Origin of the sequence: Pseudomonas syringae group sp. 247E2 (assembly GCF_032587795.1) — a bacterium.
Taxonomy (GTDB): Bacteria; Pseudomonadota; Gammaproteobacteria; order Pseudomonadales; family Pseudomonadaceae; genus Aquipseudomonas; species Aquipseudomonas amygdali.
In genome coordinates this window covers 1,016,071-1,030,491 of the sequence record NZ_JAWHPK010000001.1, presented here as the reverse complement: position 1 = coordinate 1,030,491, position 14,421 = coordinate 1,016,071, and the positions used below count along the sequence as shown (strand labels likewise).

Annotated in this window: 14 protein-coding genes; 6 read left to right on the top strand and 8 right to left on the bottom strand. The window is 58.8% G+C overall.

Annotated features, from left to right (window positions below):
• The first annotated feature begins 56 nt into the window (after positions 1-56).
• The 4 genes from ubiG to RYC18_RS04650 all read left to right on the top strand — a co-directional run bounded on the left by ubiG (position 57) and on the right by RYC18_RS04650 (position 3,324).
• Positions 57-755 (top strand): bifunctional 2-polyprenyl-6-hydroxyphenol methylase/3-demethylubiquinol 3-O-methyltransferase UbiG, encoded by a 699-nt coding sequence (gene ubiG / locus RYC18_RS04665; protein WP_057401939.1) that lies wholly within the window; start codon positions 57-59, stop codon positions 753-755.
• A gap of 3 nt (positions 756-758) precedes the next feature.
• Positions 759-1,430: an N-acetylmuramic acid 6-phosphate phosphatase MupP gene (gene mupP, locus RYC18_RS04660; RefSeq protein ID WP_316883726.1), complete on the top strand. Its 672-nt coding sequence runs from the start codon at positions 759-761 to the stop codon at positions 1,428-1,430.
• 12 nt (positions 1,431-1,442) lie between these two features.
• Positions 1,443-2,183 carry a YciK family oxidoreductase gene (locus RYC18_RS04655; protein WP_005744705.1) on the top strand — a complete coding sequence of 247 codons (741 nt, stop codon included), beginning with the start codon at positions 1,443-1,445 and terminating at the stop codon, positions 2,181-2,183.
• Between the two features lie 214 nt (positions 2,184-2,397).
• A complete protein-coding gene (locus RYC18_RS04650) occupies positions 2,398-3,324 on the top strand; it encodes a GGDEF domain-containing protein (RefSeq protein ID WP_002554573.1) in 927 nt (308 codons plus the stop codon).
• Between the two features lie 29 nt (positions 3,325-3,353).
• Here RYC18_RS04650 and RYC18_RS04645 read toward each other — a convergent pair whose 3' ends face one another.
• The 7 genes from RYC18_RS04645 to RYC18_RS04615 all read right to left on the bottom strand — a co-directional run bounded on the left by RYC18_RS04645 (position 3,354) and on the right by RYC18_RS04615 (position 11,172).
• A complete protein-coding gene (locus RYC18_RS04645) occupies positions 3,354-4,139 on the bottom strand; it encodes a TenA family transcriptional regulator (RefSeq protein WP_054078247.1) in 786 nt (261 codons plus the stop codon).
• Positions 4,140-4,168: 29 nt separating this feature from the next.
• On the bottom strand, positions 4,169-6,631 hold the full coding sequence (locus RYC18_RS04640) for an EAL domain-containing protein (RefSeq protein ID WP_005755176.1): 2,463 nt from the start codon (positions 6,629-6,631) through the stop codon (positions 4,169-4,171).
• Between the two features lie 123 nt (positions 6,632-6,754).
• Positions 6,755-8,581: an ABC transporter ATP-binding protein gene (locus tag RYC18_RS04635; RefSeq protein WP_316883719.1), complete on the bottom strand. Its 1,827-nt coding sequence runs from the start codon at positions 8,579-8,581 to the stop codon at positions 6,755-6,757.
• A complete protein-coding gene (locus RYC18_RS04630; RefSeq protein WP_316883717.1) occupies positions 8,574-9,206 on the bottom strand; it encodes a DsbA family protein in 633 nt (210 codons plus the stop codon). Before RYC18_RS04630 ends, RYC18_RS04635 begins: the two co-directional genes overlap by 8 nt.
• 3 nt (positions 9,207-9,209) lie before the next feature.
• On the bottom strand, positions 9,210-10,163 hold the full coding sequence (locus RYC18_RS04625) for a rhodanese-related sulfurtransferase (RefSeq protein ID WP_010200048.1): 954 nt from the start codon (positions 10,161-10,163) through the stop codon (positions 9,210-9,212).
• Positions 10,164-10,335: 172 nt separating this feature from the next.
• On the bottom strand, positions 10,336-10,629 hold the full coding sequence (locus tag RYC18_RS04620; RefSeq protein WP_002554579.1) for a BolA family protein: 294 nt from the start codon (positions 10,627-10,629) through the stop codon (positions 10,336-10,338).
• Positions 10,630-10,644: 15 nt separating this feature from the next.
• Entirely contained in the window at positions 10,645-11,172 is a 528-nt protein-coding gene (locus RYC18_RS04615; protein WP_003314637.1) for a DUF2059 domain-containing protein, read from the bottom strand.
• A gap of 169 nt (positions 11,173-11,341) precedes the next feature.
• Between RYC18_RS04615 and RYC18_RS04610 the strand changes: the two genes are divergently transcribed.
• Both RYC18_RS04610 and RYC18_RS04605 read left to right on the top strand, forming a co-directional pair.
• The gene (locus RYC18_RS04610) at positions 11,342-12,736 is read left to right on the top strand and encodes a class II fumarate hydratase (protein WP_002554581.1); all 1,395 of its coding nucleotides are present in this window, start codon (positions 11,342-11,344) and stop codon (positions 12,734-12,736) included.
• Positions 12,729-13,343 carry an NAD(P)H-dependent oxidoreductase gene (locus RYC18_RS04605; protein WP_005744713.1) on the top strand — a complete coding sequence of 205 codons (615 nt, stop codon included), beginning with the start codon at positions 12,729-12,731 and terminating at the stop codon, positions 13,341-13,343. Before RYC18_RS04610 ends, RYC18_RS04605 begins: the two co-directional genes overlap by 8 nt.
• 18 nt (positions 13,344-13,361) lie before the next feature.
• On the opposite strand, the gene RYC18_RS04600 is transcribed toward RYC18_RS04605, so the two are convergent.
• The gene (locus RYC18_RS04600; protein WP_005744715.1) at positions 13,362-14,321 is read right to left on the bottom strand and encodes a DMT family transporter; all 960 of its coding nucleotides are present in this window, start codon (positions 14,319-14,321) and stop codon (positions 13,362-13,364) included.
• Positions 14,322-14,421 lie beyond the last annotated feature (100 nt).

Here is a 14,421-nt window from a genome sequence, read left to right as displayed (position 1 = left end):
GGCTTATCTATAAGCCTGACTGATGAAAAAGAATTTTGAGTTCAAGAGGGACACCCATGAGCAACGTCGACCGCGCAGAAATCGCTAAATTCGAGGCCTTGGCCCATCGCTGGTGGGACCGCGAAAGCGAATTCAAGCCGCTGCATGACATCAATCCGCTGCGCGTCAACTGGATCGACGAGCGTGTCGGCCTGGCAGGCAAGAAGGTGCTCGACGTCGGCTGCGGCGGCGGCATTCTCAGCGAGGCGATGGCCCTGCGCGGCGCAACGGTCACCGGCATCGACATGGGCGAAGCGCCGCTGGCCGTCGCACAGCTGCATCAGCTTGAATCAGGCGTCAGCGTCGAGTATCGGCAGATCACCGCCGAGGACATGGCCGAAGAGATGCCCGAGCAGTTCGATGTGGTGACGTGCCTGGAAATGCTTGAGCACGTACCGGACCCATCGTCGGTGATCCGCGCCTGCTATCGCATGGTCAAGCCGGGCGGTCAGGTGTTTTTCTCGACCATCAACCGCAACCCGAAAGCTTATCTGTTCGCCGTGGTCGGTGCCGAATACATCCTCAACCTGCTGCCACGCGGGACCCACGACTTCAAGAAATTCATCCGCCCTTCCGAACTGGGTGCCTGGAGCCGCGATGCAGGCTTGCAGGTCAAGGACGTCATCGGCCTGACCTACAATCCGCTGACCAAGCATTACAAGCTGACCTCCGACGTCGACGTCAACTACATGATCCAGACCCTGCGGGAGGCATGACAGATGCGCCTGAGAGCGGTTTTATTCGACATGGACGGCACCCTGCTCGACACCGCACCGGACTTCATCGCCATTGCTCAGGCGATGCTGGCCGACCGCGGCCTTCCCCCCGTACCGGACAAACTGATCCGCGATGAAGTTTCAGGTGGCGCCAGGGCCATGGTGGCAGCGACCTTCGCGATGTCGCCGCAAGCGCCGCAATTCGAAGCATTGCGCCTCGAGTTCCTGGAGCGCTATCAGCGTGACTGCGCCGTCCACAGCAGACTGTTCGATGGCATGGGCGAGTTGCTGGTCGACATCGAGAAGGCCGGCCTGATCTGGGGCGTGGTGACAAACAAGCCGGTGCGCTTCGCTCAGCCGATCATGGAACAGCTCGGCCTGGCCGAACGCTCCGCCGTACTGATCTGCCCGGACCACGTCACGCACAGCAAGCCACACCCCGAGCCGATGATTCTGGCCTGCAAGATGCTCGACCTCGACCCGGCCAGCGTCCTGTTCGTAGGCGACGATCTGCGCGACATTGAGTCCGGCCGCGACGCAGGCACCAAGACTGCTGCCGTGCGCTACGGCTACATCCACCCCGACGACAATCCTGATCACTGGGGTGCCGACGTGGTGGTCGATCATCCGCTGGAACTGCGTAAGGTGCTGGATGACGCACTGTGCAGCTGCTGAACGAGGTTTTACATGTTTGACTACTCAGCGCACCCGGAACTGCTCAAGGGCCGGATCATTCTGGTCACCGGTGCCGCTCGCGGCATCGGTGCTGCAGCCGCAAAAACCTACGCAGCGCATGGCGCGACTGTTCTGCTGCTGGGCAGAACTGAAGCCAGCCTGGCTCAGGTCCATGACGAGATACAGGCAGCAGGTCATTTGCTGCCGTTGGTCATACCCTTCGATCTGGAAAGCGCCGACCCCGCGCAGTATCACGACCTGGCGACCATGATCGAGCGCAAAGTCGGCCGTCTTGACGGGCTGCTGCACAACGCCTCGATCATCGGACCGCGCACTTCAGTGGAACACCTGCCAGGCGAAGACTTCATGCAGGTCATGCACGTCAACGTCAATGCCACCTTCATGCTCACCCAGGCATTGCTGCCACTGCTTCGGCGCTCGACCGATGCATCGGTGGCCTTCACTTCCAGCAGCGTTGGTCGCAAAGGCCGCGCGCAATGGGGCGCGTACGGGGTATCGAAATTTGCTACCGAAGGCCTGATGCAAACCCTCGCCGACGAGCTTGAAGGCGTCACCAGTGTGCGGGCCAACAGCATCAACCCGGGCGCTACCCGCACCGGTATGCGTGCGCAGGCCTACCCTGACGAAAACCCGCAGAACAATCCCGCGCCTGAAGACATCATGCCGGTCTACCTGTACTTGATGGGACCGGACAGTAAGGGCATAAACGGGCAGGCGCTGAATGCTCAGTGAGCAAAAATAACCAGACATTGCCGTGACGGAAAACTGTCACGGCAGGCGTTTTTAGCGGCATTTTAAGTCAAGGAATTGCCGACTCGCCCTCACTGTCAGAGAGATGGCGTCAGCTAAACCACTGATTTTAATAAGTCCGGGCAAAAATGAACCGAATGGCACGACATCCCCTCTAACCCAGCCAAGCCAGCAATATGTGCTGAGGAGCGAAGAGATGAATTTTCCTACCCAGACCCATGCAATCGATTTCGATACGGCTGAACTGCAACGCCTGGGTTTTCGAAATCGACCCGACGCCATACTTCCACCCCCGTCACTGCCCGAGCTGGTTTATCAGCTTGGGCGACAATTGCAGACCAGCCTGGAAGCCGAGCGGATACTGACCCTGTTTTTTCAGGGTGTGCAACGGTTCCTGCCATTGAGTGGTCTGGCCTATCGACATATCGAAAGCGACCTGAATCTGCGTCTGGGCGAGATGTCATCCGACAGCGCCACCTTTCACCTGCGTCACGAGGGCAAGTGCATCGGTGAGCTGGAGTTTCAAGGCGCCAAGCCATTTGATACCCGGCAACTGAGCGACCTTGAATCGCTGCTGGTCTGTCTGGTGTACCCGCTGCTGAACGCCCTGCTGTATCGCATTGCGACACAGACGGCGTTGCGCGACCCTTTGACCAGTACCGGTAACCGTATCGCAATGGATCAGGGCCTGGCTCGCGAGATAGAAATATCGCGTCGTCACAAGCAACCGCTTTCATTGCTTATGCTGGATATCGATCATTTCAAGAAAGTGAACGATGAGTACGGCCATCATACTGGCGATGATGTACTGAAAACCGTTGCGCAAAGCCTGAAAGCGCAACTGCGCAACATCGATCGTGTGTTCCGCTATGGCGGTGAAGAGTTCGTGGTGATTCTTTCCAACACCGGAGCCAGTTCGGCTGAACTGATCGGCGAACGCCTGCGTCAGGCCGTGCGGAACCTCGAGTTTCGCGAGCTTGACCCAGCCCTGACCATGACCGTCAGCCTGGGATGCTCAACACTGCTGCCGGCAGAAACCGCCGACAGCCTGCTGCGCAGGGCCGACAACGCCCTGTATGTTGCTAAACGCGAAGGTCGCAACCGTCTTGCCATGGCCAGCTAGCACTCTTTCCTGCCTTTCTCGCCCAGCCTCTAAACTTCCAGCGCGGCAACACGCCCACGCGCAGGCTTGACCTTGTCCAGCTGCATGCAACGCTCCAGGAACAAATGCATGTAATCGTAACTCTTGGTAACGGCCTGACGCAGCTCAGCTTGCAGCTGCAGGCTCGGTTTATTACCCACCAACGTGCAAATGATCTCGAGCGCCTCCCAAGGGTGCGCGTCGTCATACTGTGCATGCATCTTGAGCCATTTCATGGCTTTCTTGCGGGTTTCTTCAGGGAATGCTTCGGCGTACGCACCAGTGGAACAGACCACTGCCGACCACTCGCCCGTCGCTCCTTCAATGGCATAGTTGGTGGCCGCCATCGCAACAGCCAGTGAGTCCGAAGAGCTGGTCTGCCAGCACCAGTGGCTCAGTGCGTGCAGCTCAGGCGCAACCCGTTGATCGTGGAGGTCTTCAAGCGTCACATCGTGCGCTGCACACCAGTTCACCCAGTAGTCAGCATGATTGAGTTCGACGCGAATATTGCGCATCAGCCAGCGGCGCGCCATGTCTTCGCCAGGATGACGACCAAAGCGGGTCTTGGTGAGGTTCTTGGCCATGTACACCGCGAACTGCTCGACAACCGGCCAACCGCCAATCAGGTAATGGCGCATGATCTGCGGACTCAGCTTCGCGTCGCGCATCTGCTGGTACAACTCGTGCTCGACCACCCGTGCCTTTGCAGCGCTGCAATCCTTGATCAACTGCTGCGCCCAGGCCGGATAACTGCTGGCTTCCATGAGCGGACCGGTTCTCTCGAAAGTGTCGATCACTGGGTATCTCCTTATAGGGTTTCAACTGATTAACGTAGCGTTCCTGGCGCGCCGAACATCAGGGGGTCAGGCCGTACGGGCTGAATGTACAGACTCTCGCAAGTGAACAATTCAGGGCGTGATATCAGATACCCTTGTGCAAAATCCACGCCCATTTCCTGCAACGCAAACTCTATCTGCGGCGTTTCTACGTACTCGGCAATGGTGCGTTTGCCCATTACATGACCAATATTGTTGATGACCTCGACCATAGCCTTGTTGATCGGATTGTCGAGCATGTCCTTTACAAAACTGCCATCGATTTTCAGAAAATCCACAGGCAAGTGTTTGAGATAGGCAAAGGACGACATGCCCGAACAGAAATCATCAAGAGAAAACTGACAGCCCAGCCCCTTCAACTCGTTGATAAAGCGAATCGCGCTGTCCAGGTCTGCAATGGCACTGGTTTCAGTGATCTCGAAACAGATCATTCCAGGCGATACGGCAAATGCCTTGAACTGCTGTTTCAGGTATTCGAGGAACGTATCATCGCCGATACTTGAACCTGACAAATTTATAGCACATAGCGCCTGCGGTGCCTGATGCCGATCATCACTCTGGCATTGGGCGATCACTTTGAAGACATTGTGCACCACCCAACGATCCAGCGTCGTCATAAGACCGTAGCGCTCGGCAGCCGGGATAAAGTTGTCCGGAACCACCATTCGTCCGGACTCATCACGCAGGCGCAGGAGGATTTCTATGTGCCGTACCTCATCGCCTTCACCTTTGATCGAAGCGATTTCCTGCGCATAAAGGCAAAAGCGATTTTCATCCATTGCCATGTGCAGACGTTGTATCCAGGCCATCTCGCCGAAACGCATCGACAGAGTCAGGTCGTCAACACTGTAGACCTGAACCCGGTTGCGGCCTCTCTCCTTGGCCATATAACAGGCCATGTCGGCAGCAGACAACGACCCTTCAAGCGTGGCGGGTGTATCGCCGAGCTGCACCAGACCGATACTTACGGTAGTCATGAATGGCCGACCTTTCCACATGAAATGCAGGGTCTGCACGATCTCGCGCAACCCCTCGGCTATATCGAGGGCAGTGTCGGCAGGGCAATCGACCAGCAACACGCCAAACTCGTCACCTCCCAACCGGGCCAGTGTGTCACCGTCGCGCAAGCCCTGCGGCAATGCCCGGCAAAGCTGGCGCAGCAGCTCATCGCCCGCCGCATGACCACCAGTGTCATTGACCAGTTTGAACTGATCCAGGTCAAGAAACATCAGACAGTGGCTGCTCGCCTGATCGTCAATACCATCCAGTACCCGCTGCAGGCGATGCTCGAATTCACTGCGATTGACCAGCCCGGTCAGCGGATCATGGGCGGCCTGCCATGACAGATCGGCGATGTACTGACGCTCCTGTGTCATGTCATGCAGTACCAGCACCGCCCCGCTGACCACCCCCTCGTTGTAGATCGGCGTACCGACCAGTGCTACCGAGACCGTACTGCCATCCAGCCGCTGGATAAGCTTGCTGTTGGCGCTGCCGCCCTTGAGCTTGCCGGTGACGATCTGTTCGACCAGCGTCGAGGTGTCCTTCTGATCGTTTTCATCCAGCAGATTGAACAGCGCTGTCAGCGGAAGCCCGCTGGCCTGGGTGCTTTTCCAGTGCGTCAGGCCCTCGGCTGCGGGGTTCATGTAGACAATGGCCCCGGCCACGTCGATGGTGATCACTCCGTCGCCGATGGACTCCAGGGTAATCTGGGCGCGCTCTTTCTCAAGTTGCAGGGCATCAGCAAACACGCGCCGCTGGACAATCAGACGACGCACGCGCAGCAGCGCCAGAAGAATCAGTAAAACGGCAGTGACCAGATTGACCGCAATCAGCAGGTTGAGGATGAACCGGGACCCCTCGCCCAGCGCATCACTGAACGCCCGCGCTGCGGGTGTTACTCCTTCATTGATGACATTGATCTGCACTCGCCACTGATTGACCTCGGCGGCAGTCACCTCACCTTCACCGACCCGGTCGTGAATATTCCGCGCAAGTTCATTGAGCTGCATGAGGTAGCCATCACCCACCTCCCAAAAGTGAATGGCCTGCTTCATGAAGCTGAAGTTATGGAAGTTCAGGTACATCCAGATGATGCCGTTCGCGTCATCGGGGTGATTGCCGCCCTGAATGATCCCGGCCCTGGCATCCGCCATGGACGGAATAGGCTGATCGAGCGCCTTGCGCAAGGCGTGGCCGCCCTGAGGGACGGAAAAGGCGTTTTGATACTTCAGATAGTCACGCTCATCATGCGTGATGGCGTATAGGCTCAGGTAATGGATGGCGTCTTTCTGGCCCTTGGACCAGAGACTCTCGCCCGCCACATAGCTGCGCACCGCAGACATGGTGTAGAGACTGACACACCCCAGCAACGCCTGAAACAGCGCGACGGCAATGAATGGCCATACGATGCCCAACAGACGGGGCTTGGAGAAGGTCCATGGTTGATTCATGGGTTTCACCTCACCACATGCCTGAATAAACGTCTAGCGCAGAGACTAGGCTAAATTCGTAAATGATGGCGGGTGATTCTCCCGCAATCGAGCCAAGCTGTGCGCTGATCGAGGCATCGCACATCAGATTTGTTGCAAGTGTCCGTACAGCTTTGCGTAAAGACCTCCATCGGCAATCAACTGTTGGTGTCCGCCGTCTTCGACAATCCGCCCGCCATCAAACACCAGCACCCGGTCAGCCTGCTTCACGGCCGACAGGCGGTGCGCGATGATCAGCGTTGTGCGACTACGCAGAAAACGTGCGAGGGCCTGATGCAGGTTGTACTCGGTAGCCGCGTCCAGTGCCGAGGTAGCTTCATCGAGGATAACCACTTTAGGGTCGGACAATACCATGCGTGCGATGGCCATGCGCTGACGCTGGCCACCCGACATTCTGACCCCGGAGCGCCCTACCACGCTGTCCAGACCTTGTGGCAGATCGCGGATCGCAGAATCGAGTTGCGCAACTTCCAGCGCACGCCAGCAGGCTTCGTCGCTGCAGTCACGACCCATGGTCAGGTTGGCGCGCACCGTGTCATTGAACAGGGCGGGATGCTGCAGTACCACGGCAACGTTCTCGCGCACAGTGTCCAGACCGATATCCTGCTGACTGACGCCGCCAAAACGGATCACTCCGGTGCGGGCCGTGTACAAGCCCAGCAGCAACTGCACCAAGGTGCTCTTGCCGCCACCACTGGCACCGACGATGGCGACTTTTTCACCCGGCGCGATGCTCAGGTTCAACTGATCCAGCACCAGGTCTTCGCCATAACCGAAACTCAGGCCACGCACCTCGACCCCCACGGTCTCGCGCCCTGCGAAAGGGTCAGTGCCGCCGACATATTGCGGCTCATCGGCACGCGCCAGCAGCTCGTTGATACGCGTCAGAGCACCACCCGCCGCGTAATAGGCGTATTGCAGATTCAACAGTTGCTCAACCGGCGTCATCATGAACCACAGGTAGCTGAACACCGCGAGCATCTGCCCGATCGACAGGTCCGAGAACAACACCGTGAGCATTGCGGCGGCACGAAAGATATCGATACCGAACTGGAACAGCAGCCCGCTGGCACGCCCCGAGGCGTCGCTTTTCCATTGCGAATTGATGGCGTAATCACGCACTTCCTGCGCCCGCACGCCCAGCCGACCAATGAAAAAACCCTGTCGATTACCCGCCCTGACTTCCTGAATCGCATCCAGTGTTTCACTCAGCGCCTGGGTAAAACGCGACGTGCTGTCGTTTTCCAGCTTCTTGAGATGCTTGACCCGCTTGCCCAGCTTCACCGTGAGCAGAATCACCAGCGGGTTGAACAGCATAATCAGCAGCGCCAGCTTCCAGTGCATCCACATCAGAATGCCCGCCGTGCCTGCCAGGGTCAGCGTGGCTACCAGCAGTCGGCTGAGGGTTTCGCCGACAAACTTGTCCAGCGTGTCCAGGTCGGTCACCAGATGCGTAGTCACCGTGCCGCTGCCCAGGCTTTCGTACTCACGCAGGGAAATGCGCTTGAGCCGTTCGATCAAACGTAGCCGGATACGGTAGACGATATCCTTGGCCAGCCCGGCAAACAGCCGCGCCTGCAGAACGTTGAACACCAGCGCTCCGACACGCAGCACCAGAGTCAGCAAGAGCATCAGGCCGATGTAGCCCGCCGCCTTTTGCAGGCCGTCAGGCAGCAAGTGATTCATGACTTTCAGTGCCGCATCGCCGCGCCCCAACAGCACTTCGTCAACCAGCAACGGCAACAACAACGGGATCGGCACGCTGCACAGTGTCGCCAGAACCGCGACACCATTGGCCAGCCACAGGGCCTTTTTATGACGCAACGCAAGACGCCGGATCTCGGCCCAACTCAACGCATCGCCATGCGTGGCTTGCGACTGCCGGGCGGCATCGGGCGATTCATCACGCACTGGCTGCACGCTCCAGCCATCGACGCAGCAAGGGCGAAAGGCTGCTCAACGGCTGATAACCGTTGGTCAACAGCGCCAACTGGCCGTTACGCTCGGCAAGCAGGGTCGGAAAACCGGCGATGCCCAGATCCTGCGCCCAGGCGAAATCAGCTGCCGTGGCAGCTTGCCGCTCCTTACTCTCGAATTCATCGGCAAATGCCTGACGCGACAGCCCCGCCTGCTCGGCCAGTTCGGCCAGCAATGAAGGGCGTGTTACGTCACGACCTTCGCTATAGAAAGCCCGCTGAATCAGCCCGACCAGTTCCCAGGCGCGGTCCGGGTCCAACTGCCGTGCCGCAGTGACGGCCAGACAGGCAGGCGTGGTGTCGTAGACAAAACCTTCCGGCAGCGCACCGTCGCGAAGAAACGGCTGGCCGGTGGCCTCTTCGACCGCCTGCCAGTGCTCGAGAATGTAACGACGCTTGGCCGGCTCCAGCGCTGCACCCTCAGAGCGCAGACCGCCCACGACCAGATGCAGCGGCACGCCCGCTGCCCGAGCCTGTTGCACCAACGCGTCGGCAACTGGAGCGAAGCCCCAGCACCAGGAGCACATAGGGTCCATGACATAGATCAGGCGGGCAGACATGGCTCAGGCCTCGGAGGGCAAACGATAGTTGCGACCAATCGGATGGGGCTGGTTACGTGCCTTAGCCAGTTCGATCTGTTTTTGCCGGTCGATGGCGCTGCGACGAGTCTTCTCGCTCAGCGAATCCCAACAATGCGGGCAACTGACACCCGGTGAGTAATGCTCGCTGGCACGATCCTCGGCACTGATCGGCGTGCGGCAGGCATGGCATTGATCATAATCGCCTTCGGTCAGATCGTGGCGCACCGTAACCCGGTTGTCGAACACGAAACACTCGCCGCGCCACTGACTTTCCTGCTCGGGGACTTCTTCCAGATATTTGAGAATCCCGCCCTTGAGGTGATAGACCTCTTCAAAACCTTCGCCCAGCATGTAACTGGAGGCCTTTTCGCAGCGAATGCCACCGGTACAGAACATGGCGACCTTCTTGTGCACCGCCGGGTCGAAATGCGCCTTGATGTACTCCGGAAACTCGCGAAAAGACGTCGTCTTCGGATCTATGGCGCCCTCGAAGGTGCCAATCGAGACTTCGTAGTCGTTGCGGGTATCGATCAACAGCACTTCAGGGTCAGTGATCAGCTCGTTCCAATCCTTGGGCTCGACGTACGTACCGACGCTCTTGTTGGGGTCGACACCCTCTACGCCCAGGGTCACGATCTCTTTCTTGAGCTTGACCTTGGTGCGATAGAACGGCTGCTCGTCGCAGTAGGATTCCTTGTGGTCGATGTCGATCAGACGCGGATCGCTCTTCAACCAGGCCATCAGGCCGTCAATGCCTTCGCGGCTGCCGGACACCGTACCGTTGATGCCTTCATCGGCGATCAACAGCGTGCCCTTGATGCCGTTGTCGACCATCGCCTGCAACAGGGGCTCGCGCAGTTCCACGTAATCGCTGAGGGTGACGAACTTGTACAGCGCGGCCACGACGATCGGCTGAGTCATCGGCTCTTGAGTCATGTATCTCTCCAGTGGCGACCCTCGCAAAGGGCCTACCGGGTAAAAATGTGCGGACAAAAAAACGCACCGGCCAGGCGGCGCGGTGCGGATTCTAGCAAAAACCGGAGTGCCGCAGGCAGGTCAGCGGATCAATAGCCCCGGTAAAAGGGCGCAAATCAGCCAAAAGCCCTGATCAGTGACCGCCAGCACAGGTCGGTGAAGCAGGCGCTGCACCGACCTTCGACCATTCTTCAGGCGTGTAAGTGTGCAACGCCAGCGCATGAAACTCGCCCATCAGGGCACCCAGCGTGGCGTAAACCTTCTGGTGCCGCTTGACCGAATTCAGGCCCTGAAACTGATCACTGACCAGAACAGCCTTGTAATGGGTCTGCTGACCACGACTGTGCATGTGGCTCTCGTCGAGCACTTGCAGATGGTGCGGTTGCAGCAGCGCAAGCGCCGACTCGATTCGTTGTTGCATGGTCATGGCAGCAATCGCCTGTCAGGGCTTTTTGGCAGGAGCTGGAGCGGCTGCCTTGGCAGGTTCCAGTTCGGCAGTCATGTCAGCCAGAAGCTTGTTGACGACCGGCACTGCGCTTTCCAGTTTGCTCTGGGTCAGTTGAGCCGATTGCTGAGCCAGCTCAGGCATTTTGGTCATCACTTTCTTGCCCAGCGGAGACTGGTAGAACGCAACCAGGTCCTTCAGCTCGCTTTCAGTGAAGTTGGCGGTGTACAGCTTGACCATCTCAGGCTTGAGCTTATTCCAGCCAATGGCCTGGTCCAGAGCCGTGTTGGCCTTGGCCTGATAGGTTTCAAGCAGGGCTTTTTTCGATGCAGGTGCCTTGGTTTCAGCAAAACGCTGAGCGAACATCTGCTGAACCTGCGCATAGACCGGAGCGCCCAGGCGATCGGCGTTGGCAAGCTTCAGGAACGTTTCGGCGCTCGCGTTGTGACTGGCGGTGTCGGCGAAGACCTGGCCGCTGGCACAGACCAGGGCTACCGCGGTACAAATGGCACGAAGACGGGTCATCGAGTTTCCTTATCTAGCAAACGAGGCATTACCCCAGGGCCGACCATTCTGCGCTTATCTGGGCTTTTGGCTCAACCCCCGGTTCACCCAGCGGTTAAAAAGCACTGCGCGGGAACCCTATAGGCATATGGACACCTAACCCTGCAACGCACTTAAAGGAGTAAGAACAGTGAGCCGCACCGAAACCGACAGCATTGGCCCGATCGAAGTCCCTGAAGATGCCTACTGGGGCGCGCAGACCCAACGCTCACTGATCAATTTTGCGATTGGCGATCAGCGTATGCCACTGCCCGTTCTGCACGCGCTGACCCTGATCAAGAAAGCCGCGGCACGCGTCAACGACCGTAACGGCGATCTGCCCGCCGACATTGCCCGCCTGATCGAACAGGCCGCCGATGAGGTGCTCGACGGTCAGCACGACGCGCAATTCCCGCTGGTGGTCTGGCAGACCGGCAGCGGCACGCAAAGCAACATGAACGTCAACGAAGTGATCGCAGGCCGAGCTAACGAACTGGCAGGTCAGGGCCGTGGCGGTAAATCACCAGTTCACCCCAACGATCACGTCAACCGCTCGCAAAGCTCCAACGATTGCTTCCCGACAGCCATGCACATCGCCACTGCCCAAGCGGTCAAGGAACAGCTGCTGCCCGCCATCGCCGAGCTTTCCAGCGGGCTTGCCGAACAGGCTGCGCGGCACATGAAACTGGTCAAGACCGGGCGCACGCACATGATGGACGCGACGCCTATCACCTTTGGCCAGGAGCTGTCGGGGTTTGTCGCGCAACTGGATTACGCAGAAAAGGCCATTCGCGCTGCGCTTCCCGCCGTCTATGAGCTGGCTCAGGGCGGTACTGCGGTCGGTACCGGGCTCAACTCGCCGAAAGGCTTCGCCGAGGCCATCGCAGCAGAGCTGGCTGCACTGTCCGGGCTGCCGTTCGTCACTGCGCCCAACAAGTTCGCCGCACTGGCCGGTCACGAGCCGCTTGCAGCACTTTCCGGCGCACTGAAGACCTTGGCCGGAACCCTGATGAAAATCGCCAACGACCTGCGCTTGCTGGGTTCCGGCCCGCGTGCCGGGCTGGCCGAAGTCAGGCTGCCAGCCAACGAGCCCGGCAGTTCGATCATGCCCGGCAAGGTCAACCCGACCCAGTGCGAGGCCTTGTCGATGCTCGCCTGCCAGGTCATGGGCAACGACGTGACCATCGGCTTCGCCGCCAGCCAGGGCCACCTGCAACTGAACGTCTACAAGCCGGTGATCATCCACAATGTGCTGCAATCGATCCGCTTGCTGGCCGATGGCTGCAGCAATTTCAATGAACACTGCATTGCAGGCATGCAGCCGGATGCTGAAAAAATGGCTGAGCACCTGGAGCGCGGACTGATGCTGGTTACTGCACTCAATCCGCATATCGGTTATGACAAATCGGCGCAGATTGCCAAGAAGGCTTACACCGAAGGCCTGACCCTGCGTGAAGCCGCATTGGCGCTGGGTTATCTGACCGATGAGGAGTTCGACGCCTGGGTGCGTCCGGACAAAATGCTCGAGGCAGGCAGTAATGGCTGATGCCAGAAGCGGCGCAACGCCACTGGAAGGTAACGGCAAACGGATTCTGATGGTTTACGGTACGCCGAAAGCCATCAGCCTCTGCCATGCCCTTGGCGAAGCCTATGCACAGGCTGCGCGCAGTGAAGGGCATGTGGTGCGGGAGCTCAAGCTGGGCGAGCTGGATTTCGATCCTATTCTGCACAACGGCTACGATCAAACCCAGACACTTGAACCGGACCTGCTCGAAGCCCAGCGCCAGATTCACTGGGCCGAGCATCTGGTATTCGTCTATCCCGTCTGGTGGGGTGGCTTGCCGGCGCTACTGACGGGCTTTTTCGACCGGGTACTGACGCCCGGTTTTGCGTTCAAGACCCACGGCCGCAAGCATTCCTCCAATGAGCTGCTCCGAGGCCGCACTGCGGAGCTGCTGGTCGCCATGGACACGCCGCCACGCTATTTTCAATGGATTTACGGCGCGCCGGCTCACCGGCAGATGGTGCGGACGATACTGGGCTTTTGCGGGATAAAAACCAAACGCCTTAGCGAATTTGCCCCGGTGCACAGTGCCAGCGAACAGCAACGCCAGGAATGGATTCTCCAGGCACAGGCACTGGGCAAGCGCTGATCTGTCCGGGCGGTGAATTCAGGCCTGTGCGAGCCTTGCCTTGCGCGCTCTGAGGCCCGCGACCAGTGAAGGGCCAAGCGCGGTCAGCGCCGACCCCGTCACGACCAGCAGCGCGCCGCCATAACCCATCACGTTCAATTCCTCTGCCTGCACATAATCAGGCCATAGCCACGCTGCGGCAGCCACGGCGGTCAGCGTAACCAACGGCGTCAACGCAAGCGTCGCGCTAACCCGTGATGCCTCCCAATGCGCCAGCGCCTCAGCGAAAGCACCGTAGGCCACCAGCGTATTCAGACAGCAGGCGAGCAGCAACCAGCCCTGCAACGGGCTCAACAATAACGCCTCGGCGGGGTGCGCCCAAGGCGTTAGCAACAGCGCACAGAACAGGTAAATCACCATCATCACCTGCAGCGAATTCCACACGGTCAGGAGCTGCTTCTGGCTCAATCCATAGAACGTCCAGATGGTCGAGGCCAGGAGCACCACCAGCACACCAAGGGTGTAATCGCCCAACGAGGTGAACAGCTCCACCAGACGCTGATTGAAAAAGAAGCCGAAACCGATCAGCAAGACGGCCAGACCAATGCCCTGCCCCAGACTGAAACGTTCCTTGAACAAAAAGATACTGCTGATCAACAGGAAGATCGGGCCGACCTGAACCAGTAATTGCGTGGTACCGGGGCTCAGCAGCCGCAAGCCGATGAGGTACAGCACGTAGTTGCCGACCAGGCCGAATACCGCCAGCCCCACCAGTACCTGCCCCTTGCGTCCCAGCACCTTGAAGCTGGGCAGGCGCTTGACCGACGCCAGCCAGATGAACAACAGCGCGCCGGAAACAGCCAGGCGAAACCAGGTCACAGTGACAGGGTCCATCACCTGCAGAACCTGCTTGAGCTTGATTGGCAGAATGCCCCAGAGCAACGCAGTCAACAGCGACAGACAAAGGCCATAGACCCAACGACCAGACGAGATGTGCATTGAACCTTCCGCAAGAGATAGAACCAGTTGCTCATTCTAGGCGCTGATCTGCAAAGCAACAGTTACAGCTGGGCGCAGTTAACGCCGCCAATTGTGTTCT

Bases quoted from the DNA above. Each gene is read 5' to 3' on its own strand.
- ubiG (WP_057401939.1), top strand. From the start codon at position 57: ATGAGCAACGTCGACCGCGCAGAAATCGCTAAATTCGAGGCCTTGGCC.
- mupP (WP_316883726.1), top strand. From the start codon at position 759: ATGCGCCTGAGAGCGGTTTTATTCGACATGGACGGCACCCTGCTCGAC.
- RYC18_RS04655 (WP_005744705.1), top strand. From the start codon at position 1,443: ATGTTTGACTACTCAGCGCACCCGGAACTGCTCAAGGGCCGGATCATT.
- RYC18_RS04650 (WP_002554573.1), top strand. From the start codon at position 2,398: ATGAATTTTCCTACCCAGACCCATGCAATCGATTTCGATACGGCTGAA.
- RYC18_RS04640 (WP_005755176.1), bottom strand. From the start codon at position 6,631: ATGAATCAACCATGGACCTTCTCCAAGCCCCGTCTGTTGGGCATCGTA.
- RYC18_RS04630 (WP_316883717.1), bottom strand. From the start codon at position 9,206: ATGTCTGCCCGCCTGATCTATGTCATGGACCCTATGTGCTCCTGGTGC.
- RYC18_RS04625 (WP_010200048.1), bottom strand. From the start codon at position 10,163: ATGACTCAAGAGCCGATGACTCAGCCGATCGTCGTGGCCGCGCTGTAC.
- RYC18_RS04620 (WP_002554579.1), bottom strand. From the start codon at position 10,629: ATGACCATGCAACAACGAATCGAGTCGGCGCTTGCGCTGCTGCAACCG.
- RYC18_RS04615 (WP_003314637.1), bottom strand. From the start codon at position 11,172: ATGACCCGTCTTCGTGCCATTTGTACCGCGGTAGCCCTGGTCTGTGCC.
- RYC18_RS04605 (WP_005744713.1), top strand. From the start codon at position 12,729: ATGGCTGATGCCAGAAGCGGCGCAACGCCACTGGAAGGTAACGGCAAA.
- RYC18_RS04600 (WP_005744715.1), bottom strand. From the start codon at position 14,321: ATGCACATCTCGTCTGGTCGTTGGGTCTATGGCCTTTGTCTGTCGCTG.